The 18,414-nt window shown below is 63.6% G+C and carries 17 protein-coding genes; 9 read left to right on the top strand and 8 right to left on the bottom strand.

What is annotated here, in order from left to right; translation table 11 throughout:
• The first annotated feature begins 14 nt into the window (after positions 1-14).
• From ileS to J2X15_RS19880, 4 genes are read left to right on the top strand one after another with little or no spacing between them, the layout of a single operon-like run.
• On the top strand, positions 15-2,888 hold the full coding sequence (gene ileS, locus J2X15_RS19865; protein ID WP_310346341.1) for an isoleucine--tRNA ligase: 2,874 nt from the start codon (positions 15-17) through the stop codon (positions 2,886-2,888).
• A complete protein-coding gene (gene lspA, locus J2X15_RS19870; protein ID WP_310346344.1) occupies positions 2,888-3,397 on the top strand; it encodes a signal peptidase II in 510 nt (169 codons plus the stop codon). Before ileS ends, lspA begins: the two co-directional genes overlap by 1 nt.
• Before the next feature lie 19 nt (positions 3,398-3,416).
• Complete coding sequence (locus J2X15_RS19875) at positions 3,417-5,078, top strand: Na/Pi cotransporter family protein (RefSeq protein WP_310346347.1); 1,662 nt, start codon at positions 3,417-3,419, stop codon at positions 5,076-5,078.
• A 37-nt stretch (positions 5,079-5,115) separates the two neighbouring features.
• Entirely contained in the window at positions 5,116-6,030 is a 915-nt protein-coding gene (locus tag J2X15_RS19880) for a hypothetical protein (protein WP_310346350.1), read from the top strand.
• Here J2X15_RS19880 and J2X15_RS19885 read toward each other — a convergent pair.
• A complete protein-coding gene (locus J2X15_RS19885) occupies positions 6,027-7,022 on the bottom strand; it encodes a quinone oxidoreductase family protein (RefSeq protein WP_310346353.1) in 996 nt (331 codons plus the stop codon). The two genes, J2X15_RS19880 and J2X15_RS19885, sit on opposite strands and share 4 nt — an antisense overlap.
• A gap of 104 nt (positions 7,023-7,126) precedes the next feature.
• Between J2X15_RS19885 and J2X15_RS19890 the strand changes: the two genes are divergently transcribed.
• Positions 7,127-8,029: a DMT family transporter gene (locus J2X15_RS19890; protein ID WP_310346355.1), complete on the top strand. Its 903-nt coding sequence runs from the start codon at positions 7,127-7,129 to the stop codon at positions 8,027-8,029.
• On the opposite strand, the gene J2X15_RS19895 is transcribed toward J2X15_RS19890, so the two are convergent.
• Positions 8,018-9,217: an MFS transporter gene (locus J2X15_RS19895; RefSeq protein ID WP_310346358.1), complete on the bottom strand. Its 1,200-nt coding sequence runs from the start codon at positions 9,215-9,217 to the stop codon at positions 8,018-8,020. The two genes, J2X15_RS19890 and J2X15_RS19895, sit on opposite strands and share 12 nt — an antisense overlap.
• 173 nt (positions 9,218-9,390) lie before the next feature.
• Here J2X15_RS19895 and J2X15_RS19900 point away from each other — a divergent pair, with 173 nt between their 5' ends.
• On the top strand, positions 9,391-10,335 hold the full coding sequence (locus tag J2X15_RS19900; RefSeq protein WP_310346361.1) for a helix-turn-helix domain-containing protein: 945 nt from the start codon (positions 9,391-9,393) through the stop codon (positions 10,333-10,335).
• Between the two features lie 370 nt (positions 10,336-10,705).
• Here J2X15_RS19900 and J2X15_RS19905 read toward each other — a convergent pair whose 3' ends face one another.
• From J2X15_RS19905 to J2X15_RS19915, 3 genes are read right to left on the bottom strand one after another with little or no spacing between them, the layout of a single operon-like run.
• The gene (locus J2X15_RS19905) at positions 10,706-11,500 is read right to left on the bottom strand and encodes an SDR family oxidoreductase (protein ID WP_310346364.1); all 795 of its coding nucleotides are present in this window, start codon (positions 11,498-11,500) and stop codon (positions 10,706-10,708) included.
• 13 nt (positions 11,501-11,513) lie between these two features.
• Complete coding sequence (locus J2X15_RS19910) at positions 11,514-12,437, bottom strand: DMT family transporter (protein WP_310346366.1); 924 nt, start codon at positions 12,435-12,437, stop codon at positions 11,514-11,516.
• 18 nt (positions 12,438-12,455) lie between these two features.
• On the bottom strand, positions 12,456-13,337 hold the full coding sequence (locus J2X15_RS19915) for a DUF808 domain-containing protein (protein WP_310346369.1): 882 nt from the start codon (positions 13,335-13,337) through the stop codon (positions 12,456-12,458).
• 133 nt (positions 13,338-13,470) lie between these two features.
• On the opposite strand from J2X15_RS19915, the gene J2X15_RS19920 reads away from it, so the two are divergent.
• Together J2X15_RS19920 and J2X15_RS19925 are read left to right on the top strand one after the other, a co-directional pair.
• On the top strand, positions 13,471-13,995 hold the full coding sequence (locus J2X15_RS19920; RefSeq protein WP_310346372.1) for a 3'-5' exonuclease: 525 nt from the start codon (positions 13,471-13,473) through the stop codon (positions 13,993-13,995).
• A 93-nt stretch (positions 13,996-14,088) separates the two neighbouring features.
• A complete protein-coding gene (locus J2X15_RS19925; RefSeq protein WP_310346376.1) occupies positions 14,089-14,559 on the top strand; it encodes an SRPBCC family protein in 471 nt (156 codons plus the stop codon).
• A 77-nt stretch (positions 14,560-14,636) separates the two neighbouring features.
• On the opposite strand, the gene J2X15_RS19930 is transcribed toward J2X15_RS19925, so the two are convergent.
• Both J2X15_RS19930 and ahr read right to left on the bottom strand, forming a co-directional pair.
• A complete protein-coding gene (locus tag J2X15_RS19930; protein WP_310346379.1) occupies positions 14,637-15,587 on the bottom strand; it encodes a DUF6910 family protein in 951 nt (316 codons plus the stop codon).
• Positions 15,571-16,587, bottom strand: coding sequence for an NADPH-dependent aldehyde reductase Ahr (ahr, locus tag J2X15_RS19935; protein WP_310346382.1), 1,017 nt, complete (start codon positions 16,585-16,587; stop codon positions 15,571-15,573). Before ahr ends, J2X15_RS19930 begins: the two co-directional genes overlap by 17 nt.
• A 158-nt stretch (positions 16,588-16,745) precedes the next feature.
• On the opposite strand from ahr, the gene J2X15_RS19940 reads away from it, so the two are divergent.
• Complete coding sequence (locus J2X15_RS19940; protein WP_310346386.1) at positions 16,746-17,879, top strand: beta-ketoacyl-ACP synthase III; 1,134 nt, start codon at positions 16,746-16,748, stop codon at positions 17,877-17,879.
• On the opposite strand, the gene J2X15_RS19945 is transcribed toward J2X15_RS19940, so the two are convergent.
• A complete protein-coding gene (locus tag J2X15_RS19945; RefSeq protein WP_310346389.1) occupies positions 17,860-18,387 on the bottom strand; it encodes a GNAT family N-acetyltransferase in 528 nt (175 codons plus the stop codon). The two genes, J2X15_RS19940 and J2X15_RS19945, sit on opposite strands and share 20 nt — an antisense overlap.
• Positions 18,388-18,414 lie beyond the last annotated feature (27 nt).

The raw sequence follows: 18,414 nt of genomic DNA on the forward strand, positions 1-18,414 counted from the left end.
CTTTGAGATTTGCCATGACTGACAAAGTTGATTACCGCAGCACCCTGAACCTGCCGGACAGCCCCTTCCCCATGCGCGGCGATCTGCCCAAGCGTGAACCCGCCTGGGTCAAAACCTGGAACGAAGAAGGCCTGTACAAAAAGCTGCGCGATGCGCGCCACGGCGCGCCGCTGTTCGTGTTGCACGACGGCCCGCCCTATGCCAACGGCAAGCTGCACATCGGCCACGCGCTGAACAAGGTGCTGAAGGACATGATCGTCAAGAGCAAGCAGCTCGCCGGCTTTGACGCGCAGTACATCCCCGGCTGGGACTGCCACGGCCTGCCGATTGAAAACGCCATCGAAAAACTGCACGGCCGCAACCTGAGCCGTGACGACATGCAGGCCAAGAGCCGCGCGTTTGCCACCGAACAGATTGACCAACAGCGCGAAGACTTCAAGCGACTGGGCGTGCTGGGTGACTGGGAACGCCCCTACAAAACCATGAACCCGGCCAACGAAGCCGGTGAAATCCGCGCCTTCAAGCGCGTGATCGAACGAGGCTTTGTCTACCGCGGTCTGAAGCCTGTGTACTGGTGTTTTGACTGCGGCTCGTCGTTGGCCGAGTTTGAAATCGAGTACGCGGACAAGAAGAGCGACACGCTGGACGTGGCCTTTGAGACAGACGACGCGGGCAAGCTCGCCGCGGCCTTTGGCCTGTCTGCCCTGCCCGCAGGCCAGACCGCGTTTGCCGTGATCTGGACCACCACCGCCTGGACCATCCCCGCCAACCAAGCCCTCAACGCCCACCCCGAACTCAGCTATGCGCTGGTGCAGACCGAGAAGGGCTGCCTGGTGCTGGCCGAGACGCTGGTGGACAAATGCCTGGAACGGTTTGGCCTGACCGGCACCGTGCTGGCAACCGCCAAGGGCGAAAAGCTGGGCGGCCTAAACTTCCGCCACCCGCTGTACGACGTGGACGCGGGTTACAAACGTCTATCCCCCATCTACCTGGCCGATTACGTCAGCGATGGCGACGGTACCGGCATCGTGCACTCGGCGCCTGCCTATGGCGTGGATGACTTCAACTCCTGCGTGGCCAACGGCCTGAAGTACGACGACATCCTGAATCCGGTGCAGGGCAACGGCGCCTACGCACCTGATTTCCCGCTGTTCGGTGGTTTGCACATCTGGAAGGCTGTGCCCGTCATCCTGGACGCGCTCAAGGTCGCTGGCCGCCTGATGGCCACCGTGGGCATCACGCACAGCTACCCGCACTGCTGGCGCCACAAGACACCCGTGATCTACCGCGCTGCGGCGCAGTGGTTCATCCGCATGGACGAAGGCCCGGGAGTGTTCACCAAGGACAAGGCGCCCAAGACCCTGCGCCAGCTGGCGCTGGACGCCATCGAACAAACCAGCTTCTACCCCGAGAACGGCAAGACCCGACTGCGCGACATGATCGCCAACCGGCCTGACTGGTGCATCTCGCGCCAGCGCAGCTGGGGCGTGCCCGTGCCCTTCTTCCTGCACAAGGACAGCGGCGAGCTGCACCCGCGAACGATGGAGATCCTGGACCAGGCGGCGGACATTGTGGAAAAGGGCGGCATCGAAGCCTGGAGCCGCGTGACCGTCGAAGAAATCCTCGGCGCGGCCGACGCCCCCAGCTACACCAAGAGCACAGACATTCTGGAAGTGTGGTTCGACTCCGGCAGTACTTTCCAGCACGTGCTGCGCGGCAGCCACAAGGATGCGTATGACCGCGTGCCCTTCCACACCGAAGGCCCCGAGGCCGACCTGTACCTGGAAGGCCACGATCAGCACCGCGGCTGGTTCCACAGCTCGTTGCTCTTGGGTTGCGCGCTGTATGACCGCGCGCCCTACAAGGGACTGTTGACCCACGGCTTTGCCACCGACGGCCAGGGCCGCAAGATGAGCAAGAGCCTGGGCAACACGGTGGACCCGCAGACCGTGACCACCAAGCTGGGCGCCGAAATCGTTCGTCTATGGGTGGCGTCGACCGACTATTCCGGTGACCTGAACATCGACGACAAGATCCTGGCCCGCGTGGTGGACACCTACCGCCGTGTGCGCAACACACTGAAGTTTTTGCTGGCCAACGTCAGCGACTTTGATCCGGCCAAAGACGCCGTGCCGTTTGAGCAATTGCTGGAGATCGACCGCTACGCGTTGAGCCGTGCGGCGCAACTGCAGACCGACATCCTGGCGCACTTCAACGTGTACGAGTTCCACCCCGTGGTGTCCAAGCTGCAGGTCTACTGCAGCGAAGACCTGGGTGCGTTCTACCTCGACATCCTCAAGGACCGCCTGTACACCACCGGCGCCAACAGCCTGGCACGCCGCTCCGCGCAAACCGCGCTGTGGCAGATCACCCAGGCCATGCTGCGCTGGATGGCACCGTTCCTGAGCTTTACCGCCGAGGAGGCCTGGGCCGTGCTGGGTGCGGAAGGCAAGACGCCTGCGGCCACCAAGCTGTCCATCTTCATGGACGGCTATGTGAAGCTAACCGCCGCCGACGAAGCTTTGCTCGCCAAGTGGGACCGCATCCGCGCCGTGCGTGAAGCGGTCAACAAAGACATCGAAACCCTGCGTACTGCCGGTCAGGTGGGCGCATCGCTGCAAGCCGAGGTGACGCTGACCGTGCCGCCCGAAGAGTTCACGCTCTTGAGCAGCCTGGGTGACGACCTGAAGTTTGTATTCATCACCTCTGCTATCACTTTGGTAGCTGGTAGCGCACAATCCATAAGCGTTGCAGCCTCCAATGGCACGAAATGCGAGCGTTGCTGGCATTACCGCAGTGACATCGGTGTGGATGCTGCGCATCCCACCTTGTGCGGCCGCTGCACCAGCAACCTGTATGGCGCCGGCGAAACCCGGACGTTTGCCTGATGGCCCGCGGTGGCTTCAAATCCGCTGGCGGCGGCAACAACAGCCTGTGGCAGTGGCTGGGCCTGGCCTTCATCGTGCTGCTGGTGGACCAGTTCACCAAGGTGCTGATCGTGGGCTACTACCACCTGGGCGACAGCACCTATGTCACCAGCTTTTTCAACGTGGTGCGGGCGCACAACACAGGGGCGGCCTTCTCGTTCCTGGCGGGCGCATCAGGCTGGCAGCGCTGGTTCTTCACCGCGCTGGGCCTGGTGGCGGCGGCCGTCATCCTCTGGATGCTGCGCTCGCACGCAGGGCAAAAGTTGTTCAGCTTCGCAATGGCCTGTATTCTGGGCGGTGCAATTGGCAACGTCGTTGACCGCCTGATGCATGGCTATGTGGTGGATTTTCTGGATTTCCACTGGAACGGCATGCACTTCCCGGCCTTCAACGTGGCCGATGCCGCGATCTCCATTGGCGCGGCCTGCCTGATACTGGACGAATTGCTGCGCGTGCGCCGCACCCGCTAACTTCTCAAGGATTTGCAACTTGACCCATCTGCTGAATCTGTTCGCCGCCATTGCGTTGTTGGTATGGGGTACCCAGCTGGTGCGCACCGGCATCTTGCGGGTGTTTGGTGCCAACCTGCGCAGCATCCTGGCCCACAGCACCGGCAACCGTTTCACGGCGGCGGTCTCCGGCATTGGCGTCACCGCCGTGGTGCAGTCCAGCACCGCCACCGCGCTCATCGTCTCGGCCTTTGTCGGCCAGGGCCTTATGAGCCTGCCCTCGGCCCTGGCCGTGATGCTGGGCGCCGACATTGGCACCAGCCTGATGGCGGTGGTGTTCTCGCGCGACCTGTCCTGGCTCTCTCCCCTGTTCATCTTTGTGGGTGTGGTGCTGTTCATTGCGCGCCAGTCCACCACCTGGGGCCGCGTGGGCCGCGTGCTCATTGGCCTGGGCCTGATGCTGCTGGCGCTGCGCCTGGTGACGCAGTCGGCCAATGTGCTGATCCAGGCCGCGCCGGTCAAGGCACTGCTGGGCACGCTGACCAGCGACCTGCTGCTGGAAATCACTGTGGGTGCCGCGCTGGCTCTGGTTTCGTACTCCAGCCTGGCCATCGTGCTGCTGACGGCCACGCTGGCATCTTCTGGTGTGGTACCTATTGACGTCGCTTTGGGCCTGGTGCTGGGCGCCAACCTGGGCAGCGGCGCACTGGCCGTGCTGACCACGCTGAACGCCAACATCGAAACCCGCCAGGTGCCACTGGGCAACCTGGTGTTCAAGGTTCTGGGCGTGCTGGCCGTACTGCCTTTTTCGGGTGTTTGGATGCGCTATGCAAGCCCCTACCTCCCCGATGAAGCCACACTGGTCGTGGGATTCCACCTCGCTTTCAACCTGGGGGTGGGACTGGCCCTGATCAGCTTCACGCAGGTGGTCGCGCGCTGGGTGGAGCACTTGCTACCCAAGCCGCAAAAGACCACGGTAGCCGGGCGCCAGCGCCACCTGGATGCATCCGCCCTGGCCACGCCCTCACTGGCCATCTCATGCGCCGTGCGCGAGGCCATGCACCAGGCCGATGTGGTTGAGTCCATGCTGCTGGGCGCGCTGAACGTGATCCGCGACAACGACCAGGAATTGGCCCGGCAACTGCGCCACATGGACGACACAGTCGACGAGTTGTACAGCGACATCAAGTACTACCTGACCAAGATTTCCCGCGAGGCCCTGGGCGAAAACGAAGCCAAGCGCTGGACCGACATCATCAGCTTCACCATCAATATGGAGCAGATCGGCGACATCATCGAGCGCGTGATCCAGGATGTGGAAGACAAGAAAATCAACAAGGGCCGCGAGTTTTCCGAAGCCGGCATGCGCGAGATCTGCGAGCTGCACAGTCGCCTGCTGGACAACCTGCGCCTGGGCATGAGCGTGTTTTTGAATGGCAATGTGCGCGACGCACGCCGCCTGCTGGAAGAAAAAACCCGCTTCCGCGATCTGGAGCGCGAATACGCCGCCACGCACATCGAACGCCTGAGCGACAACACCCTGCCCAGCATCGAAACCAGCTCGCTGCACCTGGACCTGATCAGCGATCTCAAGCGCATCAATTCTCATATCTGCTCCATCGCCTACCCCATCCTGGATTCGGCAGGCGAACTGGCCCCCAACCGCCTGCGTTCTGCCCAAGACCCGCTGATGGGAAAATAGGCGCGAACCCGCACGCTCCCCATTGAGATACTCCCCTATGCAAACCCTATCCAAAAAAACTCTGGTCGCTGCCGCCCTGGCGTGGTCATGCTCCGCCGTGATGGCCCAAAGCGTGGTGCTGGCGCAGGCCGCTCCAGTGGATACCACCCCCGTGCAAAACGCCACCTCCGCCAAGATGGACCGCGCACTGAACCAGGACGGTAATTGGTATTTCTCGTGGGGCTACAGCCGTCAGCAGTACGCGCCGTCGGACATCCATGTGTCCCAGCCCAGCCAGGGCAATGACTTCACCGTCCGCCAAGCCAAGGGCAGCGACTTCCCGTCCAGCGTGCCGGACACCATCAACTCCCTCTTCAACCTGGACTTCACCAACCCGCAAGAAAACCTGCGCATCGGCAAGTTCATGAATGAGGAGAAGACCTTTGCCATCGAGTTCTCGCTGGACCACAGCAAGTACAACGTGGACGCGAACCAGACCGCCGATGTGGACGGCACCATCGGCGGCAGCCCCGCCCCTGGCAGCATGGTTCTTAATTCCCAGAACTTCGACTACGCGCTGCACAACGGCCTGAACCACGTGATGATCAACGCAGTCTGGCTGCGCCACCTGGCCGGGCCCCAGCACAAGCCGGGCGACCTGCAGCTCATCAGCCGCGTGGGTGCTGGCATCTTGCTGCCCCACGCCGACAACACCATTCTGGGCAAGCAAAACCAGGTCGGCCCCAAGAATACCAACGTCTGCTGCACCAACAGCAACGACTGGTGGCAGATCAACGGCTGGACGGCTGGCGTGGAAGTGGGCTTGCGTTACCGCGTTTACAAGGCCATGTTTCTGGAACTCACCCAGAAGTTCGCCTACGGCGTGCTCAAGGGCGTACCCGTGTACCAGGGAACGGCCGACCAGAAGCTCTGGATGAGCGAACAGGTGCTGTCCGCCGGCGTCCTGTTCTAAAGCGTCAGGATGGTGCAGCCCGTGGTCTGGCGGGCCTCCAGATCACGGTGCGCCTGTTGCACGTTTTCCAGCGTGTAGCGCTGAGCAATGTGGATCTTCACCGCACCACTCTGCACCACGGCAAACAAATCATCCGCCATGGCCTGCGTGGCCTCGCGCGTGGCGATGTGGGTGAACAGAGTCTGGCGCGTCACATAGATGGAGCCCTTTGCTCCCAGGATACCGGGCGCAAACGGCGCCACCGGGCCCGACGCATTGCCAAAGCTGGCCATCAGGCCAAACGGCGCCAGGCAGTCCAGCGACTGCTCCCAGGTGTCCTTGCCCACGCTGTCGTACACCACCTTCACGCCCTTGCCGCCGGTGATCTCCTTCACGCGTTTGGCAAAGTTTTCTGCTGCGTAATTAATAGCGAACTCCGCACCATTGACGAGGGCTAGCGCACACTTTGCATCTGAACCTGCCGTGCCAATCAACCGCAGGCCCAGCGCCTTGGCCCACTGGCTGGCAATCAGGCCCACGCCACCGGCTGCAGCATGGAACAGCACAAAGTCACCCGGATTCAAGCCCCCCTGTGGCAGCGTGCGCTTGAGCAGGTACTGCGCGGTCAGCCCCTTGAGCATCATGGCGGCACCAGTCTCAAAACTGATGGCATCGGGCAGCTTGCACACGCACTTGGCGGGCAGCACGCGCACCTCGCAGTAGGCACCGGGCGGGTTGCTGGCGTAGGCCGCGCGGTCACCCACCTTCAGGTGCGTCACGCCCTCGCCCACTGCCTCAACCACACCGGCGGCCTCCATGCCCAGCTGCACGGGCAGCTGCTGTGGGTACAGGCCGCTGCGCTGGTACACGTCGATAAAGTTCAGACCCACGGCGTGGTGGCGAATGCGCACCTCACCCGCGCCGGGCTCGCCCACGGTCACGCGGACCAATTGCAGCTGTTCGGGGCCGCCGTGCTGGGCGATATGGATGGCGCGGGAGGCAATAGCGGTCATGGGAACTCCAGGAAAATGAATGGGGATGCGTGGCCGAAATGGTGCCAGAAATGCGCGTCAGCCGCTCGCAAGCGAGGGCATTCACGCCTTGCTACAGTGCGCGCATGACCCAACGCCTGACCCCGACCGCCGCACTGCTGCTGGTCATCCCCCCTCTCATGTGGTCTGGCAACGCCGTCGTGGGCCGCCTGGTGGCGCCCCTGATTTCGCCGATGACGCTGAACCTGCTGCGCTGGAGCCTGGCCTTCCTCCTGCTGCTGCCGCTGGCCGGCAGCGTGCTGCGCCGCGACAGTGGCCTGTGGCCGCAGTGGCGTCGGTTTGCGCTGCTGAGCCTGTTCAGCATTGGCGGCTACAACGCCCTGCTCTACCTGGCGCTGAACACATCCACCGCCATCAACGTAACCCTGGTGGGGGCCAGCACCCCGGTGTGGATGCTGATCATTGGCCGACTGTTCTTCAAGATGGCGGTCACGCGCCGTCAGGTGCTGGGCGCGCTGCTGTCCCTCAGCGGTGTGGTGTTGGTGCTGGGACGGGGCGACTGGCAGGTGATCACCCACCTGCGCCTGGTGCCAGGCGATGTGTATGTGCTGCTGGCCTCGATTGCCTGGGCGCTGTACAGCTGGCTGCTGGCCCACCCCACGGCGGAGTCCGCCAGCATCCGCACCGACTGGGCCCAGTTTCTGCTGGGCCAGGTGGTGCTGGGCTTGGGCTGGTCCGCCCTGTCCACGGCCGGGGAGTGGGCTTTTACCGCCGCCCACATCGACTGGAGTTGGCCCCTGGGCGCGGCCCTGACGTTCATTGCCGTAGGTCCGGCCGTGATTGCCTATGGCGCCTGGGGGGCGGGCGTGGCACGCGCAGGGCCAGCGGTGGCGGGGTTCTTTATCAACCTCACACCGCTGTTCACCGCCGTGCTGTCATCGGCCTTTCTGGGAGAGACGCCGCGGCTGTATCACGCGCTAGCGTTCGTGCTCATCGTCTCCGGCATCGTGCTGTCCTCACGCAAGTGAGGGTTCGCCGGCTGCGCCTTCGGGCCGCTTTTCGGGCACGTAGTGCGCGCTCAGCGCCAGGATGGTGGCAGTAACCACCACCACGCCCATGGCCGCGGTGAGCGAGGCGTGCTGGGCAATGCCGCCAATCAGCGGGGGGCCGATCATGAAGCCGCTGTAGCCGATGGACGAGACTGCGGCGATGGCCGCGGCCGGCGTAGTGCCGGGCACGCGACTGGCTGCGCCAAACAGGATGGGCACCACCATGGCAAGACCTGCACCAATGACCGCAAAGCCCACGATGGAGATAACCGGGCTGCCGCTGAGCAGCACGATGGCCATGGCCACGGCAGTCACCACACCGCTACCGCGCAACAGCAACTGTTCGCTGTAGCGGGCACGCAGAATGTCAGCCAGGAAGCGCATGACCGCCATGGCACCCGCAAACGCAGCGTAGCCAATGGCTGCGCGGTCTTGGGGCATTAGCACTTCCTGTTTCAGGTAGAGCACGCCCCAGTCCTGCATCACACCTTCGGCGCTGGCGCCCGCAAAAATTAGCAAGCCCATGATCAGCAGTGCGCCGCGTGGCCACGCGAACTGCGGCGTCTCGGCCGACTCCTTCGTCTGCGGTGCAGTGGGCAGCATCCAGCGCGAGGCCAGCGCCATCCACACACTGACACCCAGACCCACACCGCCCAGCTGCCAGGCCGCTGGCACCTCCAGGCGCAGCAGCAGCGCGGTCAGCGCTGCACCGGACATGGCGCCCACGCTGAACATGCCGTGCAGTCCGCCCATGATGGGACGGCCTCCCGCAGCCTCCAGCGCCGAGCCTTCGGTATTGATGCCGACATCGTAAATGCTCATGGTGGAACCAAACACCACCGTGGCCAGAAGCAACGGCATATAGCCGGGCCAGTGCAGCACCAGCGCCAGCATCAATCCCATAGCCATGCCAGCCAGGGCCACGGCATTGCGCGGGCCCAAGCGGCCAATGACGCGGCCTGCGACGAACAGCATGCCCACGGTCCCCAGGGCGGCCGCTACCAACACCAAGGACAGCGAGCCTTCGGTCAGCCCATACAGCTCTTTGACCGAGGGAATGTGCACGCCCCAGGCACCGGCCACCACGCCCAGCGCAGCAAACAGCGAACGGGTGGCCCAGGTGGCCTGGCGGATTTGAGCTGGGGTTCCGTGGATGGCGGCGCTCATGCAGGCCTCCGGACGGAGGAAATAATCAGATTTATCTTGTGTGGCATGGAAATGGGCAGGGAATGGGAGAAAACAGCAAAATACGGCTTTCACCATTGCTGTAGCGTAAGGGCAACCCCCGCGAGCCGGCAACGCCAATCCATACCAGCAATATGTCAAAAGTAGCAAAATTCTTGACTACCTCTCAACAACCCGACTGCTGCAGCGTGGCGGCCATCTCGCCCAATGACCCCGCCGCCCCTGCACACGCCCAGCGCATGCGCCAAGACCTGGGCGACTTCATCGCCCGCGCCGCCAGCGGCAGCCTGCGCCTGGTCTCGCCACCACCGCAGCTGGGCTGGACCACACGTGGGGCCGGCCACCTGCACCTGAATGCCGAGCTGTTTTTGCAGGTGCAGGGCCACACCGAATTCCGATTCCCGCACGGCCAGGTCACACTGCAAGCGGGTGAGGCACTCGTCATGCCGCCCAAACTGCTGCACGACGAGTGGGTGGCCGGTGGCGACGACCAGCCGTTTTCCAACCTGGTGATCTACGCGGACCACCAAAGCGTGTCCTGCCACCTGGCCAACGAGGCCAAACCCGGCCGCCCCGCCAACCTGTACCTGGAGGTCTACCCGCATGTGGACGCGGCACGCATCGAGGCCTGGCTGAACGACGCCACCAAACCACCCGCGCAAGATGCCCATGGCCTGTGGGCGTTGCAACAGCGCGCGCTGGTGCTCACGGCGCTGTCGGCCGTGTCACGCCTGCTAGATGCGCCCGAGAAAACCGTGTCCAGCGAACCAGCCCTGCTGGGCCGCCTGCGTGTCTCGGTACAAAACCGCCTGGGCGAGGTGGAACTGACCGTAGCCAGCCTGGCCGAGGAGTTGGGTTGCACGGCAGACTACCTGTCGCACCTCTACAGCCGCAGCACGGGGGAGCATCTGTGGCAGGTCATCCTGCGGCAACGTCTGGCGCGGGCTGCGCGGCTGTTGGCAGAGAACGATTCGGCGGTGAAAGAGATTGCCTGGTGTTCAGGCTTTGCGAGTGCCAGCTATTTCATCCGCAGCTTCAAGCAGCAGTTTGGGGTGACGCCCAAGGTGTTTCGTACGCAGGCGCAGGCTGGGGTGTCTTGATTTTTTAACACCCACTCCCCCAGCCCCTCGCCCCGTCGGCGAGGGGAGCCTTTAACAGCCATATCTTGTTGTGTCGCGCCGGCTGCGCGGCTACTGGCGGGGCTTTAGAGCTGTATTGGCAATCCACAGCCTGCGCCTGCGTTGGGGGTGACCTCGAGGAGATGGGTTGTTCAACGCTGGCGGCTGCGCCCGCCAGTGGTTCCGAGCCTACGCGTTCGAAGTCCCACAACCGTTGGCATTGGCCGTCGAGTGAAACAATGGTGGCAACTTCTCTTGATTAATTCCGTAGCCGGTGCACAGCCACCAAATATGGCTGTTAAAGCTCCCCTCGCCGACGGGGCGAGGGGCTGGGGGAGTGGGTGTTTAAAACCTAATAGGTCCCCGGATAAGCCCCCCCATCCAGCAACACGTTCTGCCCCGTCATGTACGCCGCCTGCTGACTGCACAAGAAGGCGCACACCTGCCCAAACTCCTCCGGTGTGCCATAGCGCCCCATGGGAATCTGCGCCTGCTGCGCCGCGCGAATCTCGTCCACCGACTTGCCCGTCTTGGCCGCCGCAGCCTGCACCGTGGTGGCAATGCGGTCGGTGTCGAACTTGCCGGGCAAGAGGTTGTTGATCGTCACGCCCTGCGCCGCCAGGCTGCTGCGTGCCACGCCGGCCACAAAGCCGGTCAGGCCGCTGCGTGCACCATTGGACAGGCCCAGGATGTCGATGGGTGATTTGACCGAGCTCGACGTGATGTTGACGATGCGTCCAAAGCCACGCGCGGCCATGCCGTCCACCGTGGCCTTGATGAGTTCGATGGGGGTGAGCATGTTGGCGTCCACGGCCTTGATCCAGGCCTCGCGGTCCCAGTCGCGGAAGTCGCCCGTGGGCGGGCCACCCGCGTTGGTCACCACAATATCGAAGTCTTTGCGGATGGCGAAGACGGCGGCGCGACCTGCTGCTGTCGTGATGTCTTGGGCACAAAACAGCACCTCAGCCCCCGTGGATATTGCGTAGGCAGCTTCCAAATTCATAGCACTTCGCTCCAGTGCCTCGGCACCCCGCGCCACCAGCAGCACGTTCACACCCTCGGCCACCAATGCCTGTGCGCAGCCCAGGCCCAGCCCCTTGCTGGCGCCACACACCAGCGCCCATTTGCCTTTGATTCCCAAGTCCATTGCAGCCTCCTGTTCAGCGTTTACGGCTCACCACATACACCCCGGACAACACCAGCACGGTGCCCCCCGCGACCCACACGTTCATCGGTTCGCCCAGCAGCAGTACGCCCATGATGATGGTAGACATGGGCCCCACCATGCCCACCTGCGCAGCCAGGCCGGCGCCAATGCGCTCGATCGCCATCATCACCATCAGCACCGGCACCACGGTGCACAGCGTCGCATTCAGCACCGACAGCCACAGCACCTCCGGTGCCACGGCAAACGCGGTGTTGAGCGGGCGCAGCACCACAAACTGCGCAATGCACAGCACACAGGCCACACTGGTGGCCAGCCCCACCAGCCGCAGCGAGCCCAAGCGCTGCACCAGCTCGCCGCTGTAGGCCAGGTAGATGGCGTAACTGATAGCACTGCCAAACACCAGCAGCGCACCCAGGGCCACATCGCCACCGGCCAGGTTCACCTCGTGGCCAAACACCAGCAGCACACCGGCGTAGCTGATGGCCATGCCCAACGCCTGCGCGCCGCTGATGCGTTTGCCATACAGCACCAGGCCGAGCAACAGCACCAGCGTGGGGTTGAGGTACAGGATCAGCCGCTCCAACGAGGCCGAGATGTAGGCCAGCCCCGCAAAGTCCAGAAAACTGGCCAGGTAGTAGCCCGTGATGCCCAGGCCCAGAATGCCCCATTTGTCGTGCGGGGTCAGGCGCGGCAGGGCCACGCCAGACAGGCGCGCCTTGCGCCCAGTCCACCAAACAATGGCCAGAAAGAACGGCAGCGCAAACAGCATGCGCAGCATGATCAGCGTCACCGCATCGACGCCGTGGCGGTAGGCCAGCTTGACGATGATGGCCTTGCCACTGAAGGCAATCGCTCCCGCGATGGCCAGAAACAAACCGGTTGCTATGGATTTGGGAGCTGCTTGCGCACTGTTCATGGGGGCCAGAGGCACTTTCTATTTAAAAATCTTCATCACACGCTTCACGCCGATCACACCCAGCAGCACCAGCGCACCGGCAACCACACCCACTGCCGCCTCACCCAGGAAGGACAGCGGCAGGCCTTCGAGCAGGTGGTGCAAAAACGGCAGGCCGTGCACCAGAATGCCGCCGCCCACCAGGAACATGGCCGCAGTACCGGCCACCGACAAGAATTTCATCAGAATGGGCGCCGCCCGCAACAGGCCACGGCCCAGGACCTGCGTGCCGCAACCGGATTGTCGGCTCAGGTACAACCCCGCGTCGTCGATTTTCACGATGCCCGCCACCACGCCATACACGCCCACCGTCATCAGCAGCGCCACACCGGCCAGCACCGTGAGCTGGGTGGTCCACACACTGTTTTGCACCGTGCCCAGGGTGATGGCGATGATCTCGGCCGAGAGGATGAAGTCAGTGCGAATGGCACCCTTCACCTTGTCCTTCTCCAGCGCCATCAGGTCCACGCTGGGGTCGGTCAGGGCCTGCATCAGGGCTTCTTCGTGGGCCTGGTCGTCTTCGGCGCGGTGCAGAAATTTGTGTGCCAGTTTCTCAAAGCCTTCAAAGCACAGGAATGCGCCACCCACCATCAGCAGCGGCGTGACCAGCCAGGGCGCCACGATGCTGATGGCCAGCGCGGCTGGCACCAGGATCGCCTTGTTCACCAGCGAGCCCTTGCACACGGCCCACACCACGGGCAGCTCGCGGTCGGCGCTCACACCGGCCACTTGCTGGGCGTTCAGCGCCAAGTCGTCGCCCAGCACGCCGGCGGTCTTTTTGGCCGCAACTTTGGTGAGCACGGCTACGTCATCCAGCACAGTGGCGATGTCGTCGATCAGGGCAAGAAGGCTGCTGGCCATGGTGTGTGGGGTAGGAAGTGAAAGAGGCGCCCATTGTCACCCGTTTGGCGTATGCCCCTTAGTGCTTACCCGTACAGCACTGGCGCAAAGCTTGCTGGACAATGGCCATGACCAAGGCGCCGCCACACTCCCCATGACACAGACTCCCCCGGTGCCCCACGACCCGCTGATGCCCAGCCCCACGGTGCTGGACATCGAGGCCTCAGGCCTGGGTCGCAGCAGCTACCCCATCGAAGTGGGCTACGTGCTGCCCGACGGCCATGCTTACTGCACCCTGGTACAACCCGAACCCGACTGGACCCACTGGGACGAAGGCGCCGCCGCGCTGCACCGCATCACACGCGACCTGCTGCAGGCCCGCGGCCTACCCGCTCGCGAAGTGGCCCAGCGCCTGAATGCCCAGTTGGCTGGCCAAACCGTGTACTCCGATGGCTGGGCCAATGACTACACCTGGTTGTCCGCCTTGTTTGAGGCGGCCGAGATGAGCCCCCACTTCAAGCTGGAAAACCTGCGCAGCCTGCTGACCGATCAAGAGGCCGACCAGTGGCACCAGGTGAAGGCCCAGATTGCCAGCGAACGTGGCACCCAGCGCCACCGCGCCAGCTCGGATGCCCGGCTGCTGCAGCTGACCCTGCAGCGCCTGCGCGGCCCGCACTGACGTCCACACTTTCTAGGCAGCCGGCTCCAGACCGGCCCCGGCCAAGCGCAGTAACATGCGCCGACCACCATTTACAACAAGGAGACACACACCATGGCCGTTACCGTAGAGATCAACCTGGGCTACGAATTTGAAGTGAAGGCCAAGGCCGCCGAGGTCTTCGACGTCCTCTCGGACGTCCCCACCTCCGCCAGCCACTTCCCCAAGGTCGACAAACTGGTGGACCTGGGCGGCGGCGCCTACCGCTGGGAGATGGAAAAGATCGGCATTGCCTCCATCAGCCTGCAGACCGTCTATGCGTCCAAATACGTATCCAACAAGGCCAAGGGCACCGTGGTGTGGACCCCCGTAAAGGGAGAAGGCAACGCGCTGGTATCCGGCAGCTGGAAGATCACCGACAACAAAAAATCCACCAAGCTGGAGCTGGAGATTCAGGGCGAACTGACCCTGCCCCTGCCCGGCCTCATGAAGATGGTGGTAGGCCCAGTGACCGAGGCCGAGTTCGAGAAGATGGTGGAGCAGTACATCGACAACCTCACCAAGCGCTTTGGCGGGGAGGCGTAAGGCCCCTTCTTCGGATTACTACCTGGCGCAGTGATGCGCTATGAAATAAGGAGCTGCTAGCGCACGTTTGACGGGGGCTAGCGGCTCTTTTTTATGCGTAACTGCAACACCCGCGCCGCTACCTGCGGGTCGTCCGGGTCCGTCACCAGCGTCAGGACCCAATCGTCCCCCTCGGCTTGCACCACAATGCCTTCCACCTTGGGCGCCCCGTGCAGGCGCTGCATCCTGCGCACCAGCCCATCAGGTCCCACGATGCCCACCGCAGAGGCTACGCAGGCCCCGTCTTGCACGCTGTCATCCGTATCCTCAGCCACCGCGCTGAACACCCATTCCCCGCCCGGCAGGGCCGCGCCATCGGTCAGGCCTAGTGGCACGCCATCCACCTCGCCCAGCGCAATGGTCTGCACGCTCTTTGCCGCTGGTGGCTCGGCGCGCTGGCCGCTGAGCCAAGGGGCCACCTGGTTCCAGTCGTAGCGAATACAGGCGTTGCGCGCGTTGCCTTTGTTGCCACGCTGCAGCAGCAACAGTTCGCCGCTGGCCACCCATGCACCCTCGATGTTCAGATCGGCAAACTCTTTGTGCAGCGGCACGTACAGCGCCTCCAGATCCACCAGCGCACTGCGGCCATTGGGCACACCGTGTGCATCCAACGCCAGAAGCACGGCCGCGTGGCGTTGCGGCTTGGAGCCAGAGCCCAGCGCCAGCAAGGCACCCGCTGGACAGCCCGGCAGCGGTGGCAACAGCGCCAGACTTTCGAAATCCGGTTTGGCCTTTTTGCGCTTGCCCTTGTCCTGCGGCAGTTCGCCCTCCAGCAGGCGCAGCAGCGTACCGTTGACGGGCTTGCCACCAGTCGCGGCAATGTCTTCAAACACCCCCAGGTGCAGTTCATCATCCGCCACCACATACAGGCGCTGCCCCACACGCACCAGCCCGCTGGCCGCGCTGAGGTGCGGCTGCCCGCGCGGGTGTGCCGCGGGGTCCAGTCGCAGCGTTTGCAACAACAGGGGTGCGTCAGACGAAGTCGGCATCCAGCACCACGCGGTAGCGTGCCTTGCCGCTGCGCAGGTGGTCCAGCGCATCGTTGACCTTGGACATGGGGAAGTGCTCCACCTGCGGCGCAATGCCGTGGCGGGCGCAAAACTCCATCATCTTGCCCAACGTGGCGGGCGATGGTGTGGGCGATGCGGAGATGCTGCGCTGCCACGACAGCAGGCCGCTGGTGCGGACCTTCATGGCCTCGGTGACCACGCCCACCATGTGCAGACGGCCCTTGGGCGCCAGTGTGCCGATGAGCGCATCCCACTCCAAGCTTGCGCCCACGGTCACCAGCAAAAAGTCCAGCTGGCCCGCATAGGCCTTGAGCTCTTTCACATCCACACTGGACACGGTGCGGTGCGCGCCCAGCGCCAGCGCTTCCTCACGCTTGGACGGGCTGGAGGTGAAGGCGGTGACATCGCAACCCCAGGCCTTGGCGAACTTGACGGCGAGGTGGCCTAGACCACCAATGCCGACCACTCCTACTTTGTCCGTAGGTTTGATGTCGTGGATCACAAAAGGCAAAAACGCGGTGCCACCGCCGCACATGAGTGGACCTGCTGCGGCCGGGTCCAGCGCTTCTGGAATGGGCAAGGCCCAGCTCCAGTGCGCGCGCACCTTGTCTGCAAAGCCACCATGGCGGCCGATGATGGTGGGCTGGCGCTTGCCACACAGGTTTTGCTCACCGCCCACGCAAAAATTGCAGTGCAGACAGCTCTTGCTGTGCCAGCCCAGACCCACGCGCTGGCCCACACTGCGGCCCTTGGCGTTCGACCCCACGGCCACGATGGTGCCCACCACCTCATGTCCCGGCACCACGGGGTAGCTGGTGGGAAACCACTCGCTGTCCACCATGGCCAGGTCGGAGTGGCAGACGCCGCAGTACTCCACGGCAATTTCCACGTCCTCGGCATCCAGCGGGCCGGGGTCAAAGTCCAGCCGTTCCAGCGGGGCGGTCTTGCTGTGGGCGGCCCAGCCGCGAAAGTGGGTCATGCGTGTCTCCTGAATATGCGGGGCAAAGATAGTCACAGCGTAGCGCGAAGCACCCTGCATGCACAGGCCCGCTGTAACGCCCGGGACTGTCAGGGCTTCAGCGGATAATGCGCCCCGGCGCTGGCAGCCGCTGCGCCCAAACGAACCAGAAATTCACCATGCACCGTGTCGCCATCAGCAGTACAGGCCTGTTCACCCCACCCAACGTGATTACCAACGCCGAGTTGGTAGCCGCCTACAACGCCTACGCCGCACTGCAGAACGAAGCACACGCCGACGCGATTGCGGCCGGCACGCACACGGCGCTGACAGACTCCAGCGCGGAGTTCATCGAAAAGGCCTCGGGCATTCAGCGCCGCTACGTGATGGAAAAGACCGGCGTGCTGGACCCCACGCGCATGCGCCCGCACTTCACGCCGCGCCCTGACACCGAGATCTCACTAATGGCTGAGATTGCCGTGAAGGCCTGCCAGGACGCGCTGCAGGCTGCGGGCAAGACCGCAGCCGATGTGGATGGCGTGATCTGCGCCGCTGCCAATATGCAGCGCCCCTACCCCGCCATGGCAGTGGAAATCCAGACCGCGCTAGGTGTGCAGGGCTACGGCTTTGACATGAATGTGGCGTGTTCGTCGGCCACGTTTGCACTGGAGCAGGCAGTGAACGCGGTACGCTGCGGCAGCGCGCGTGCGGTGCTGGTGGTGAACCCCGAAATCACCTCGGCCCACCAGGCCTGGATAGACCGGGACTGCCACTTCATCTTTGGTGATGTGTGCACAGCCATTCTGGTGGAGCGGCTGGACCTGGCACCCGCCGGTGCCTTTGAAGTGCTGGGCACCAAACTCTTGAGCACCTTCAGCAACAACATCCGCAACAACCACGGCTTCATGTGGCGCGCCGAAGACCGCAACCCCGAAGACCGCGACCAGCTGTTCCGCCAGGAAGGCCGCAAGGTGTTCAAAGAGGTGTGCCCCATGGCCGCGGAGCACATGGAGCAACACTTGGAGAGCTTGGGGATGACGCCACAAAACGTGCGCCGTTTCTGGCTGCACCAGGCCAACCTGGGCATGAACCAGCTGATTGCCAAGAAGCTATTAGGCCGCGAAGCCACGCTGGACGATGCGCCGGTGATCCTGGACGAATTTGCCAACACGGCGTCGGCTGGTTCCATCATCGCCTTCCACCGCCACCACGCCGACATTGCGGCGGGTGAGGTGGGGGTGATCTGCTCGTTTGGTGCCGGTTACTCGATCGGCAGCGTAGTGGTCAAACGCCTCAGTTCAGCGGGCGCTTGAGGCGGATTTCTTCGATCTTCACGGTGCCAATAGGCACCGTTTTGGCGCTGGACATTTCACGCTTGAAGCCGGCAAGCTCATGGAAGCGCATGGCGCGCTCGTTGGCAATCGGCAGCCACACGCTCACGTGGGTGCAGCCTTCGTCTTGCAGGCCTTCGCGGGCCGCATCCCACAGGGCCAGACCCACGCCCTTGTCCCAGTGGCTGGAAACCACGTAGATAGCCCAGATCTCGCCCATGGTGGGGGGTGTACCCTTGTCACGCGAACGGTCGAAACCCACAAAGCCGACGATCTTGTCGTCGTCCAGGGCCACTTGCACCTGCGGCTCGGCGTATTCGATGGCCTCACGCCAGTAAGCCTGGCGCTTTTCCAGGGGAACGGCGGGCACCGGGGTGTCGGCCAGCATGCTCTTAAAAGCTTCGCGCACGGTGGAGTTGTGGAGCTCGGCGATGGCTTTGGCATCGCGCAGTGTGGCGGGGCGAACCTTGAAAGTAGTCGTATCGGACATGTCTAAACGCAAACTCACGCAAAATTG

Source organism: Rhodoferax saidenbachensis, assembly GCF_031457975.1.
GTDB classification, from domain to species: Bacteria; Pseudomonadota; Gammaproteobacteria; order Burkholderiales; family Burkholderiaceae_C; genus Allorhodoferax; species Allorhodoferax saidenbachensis_A.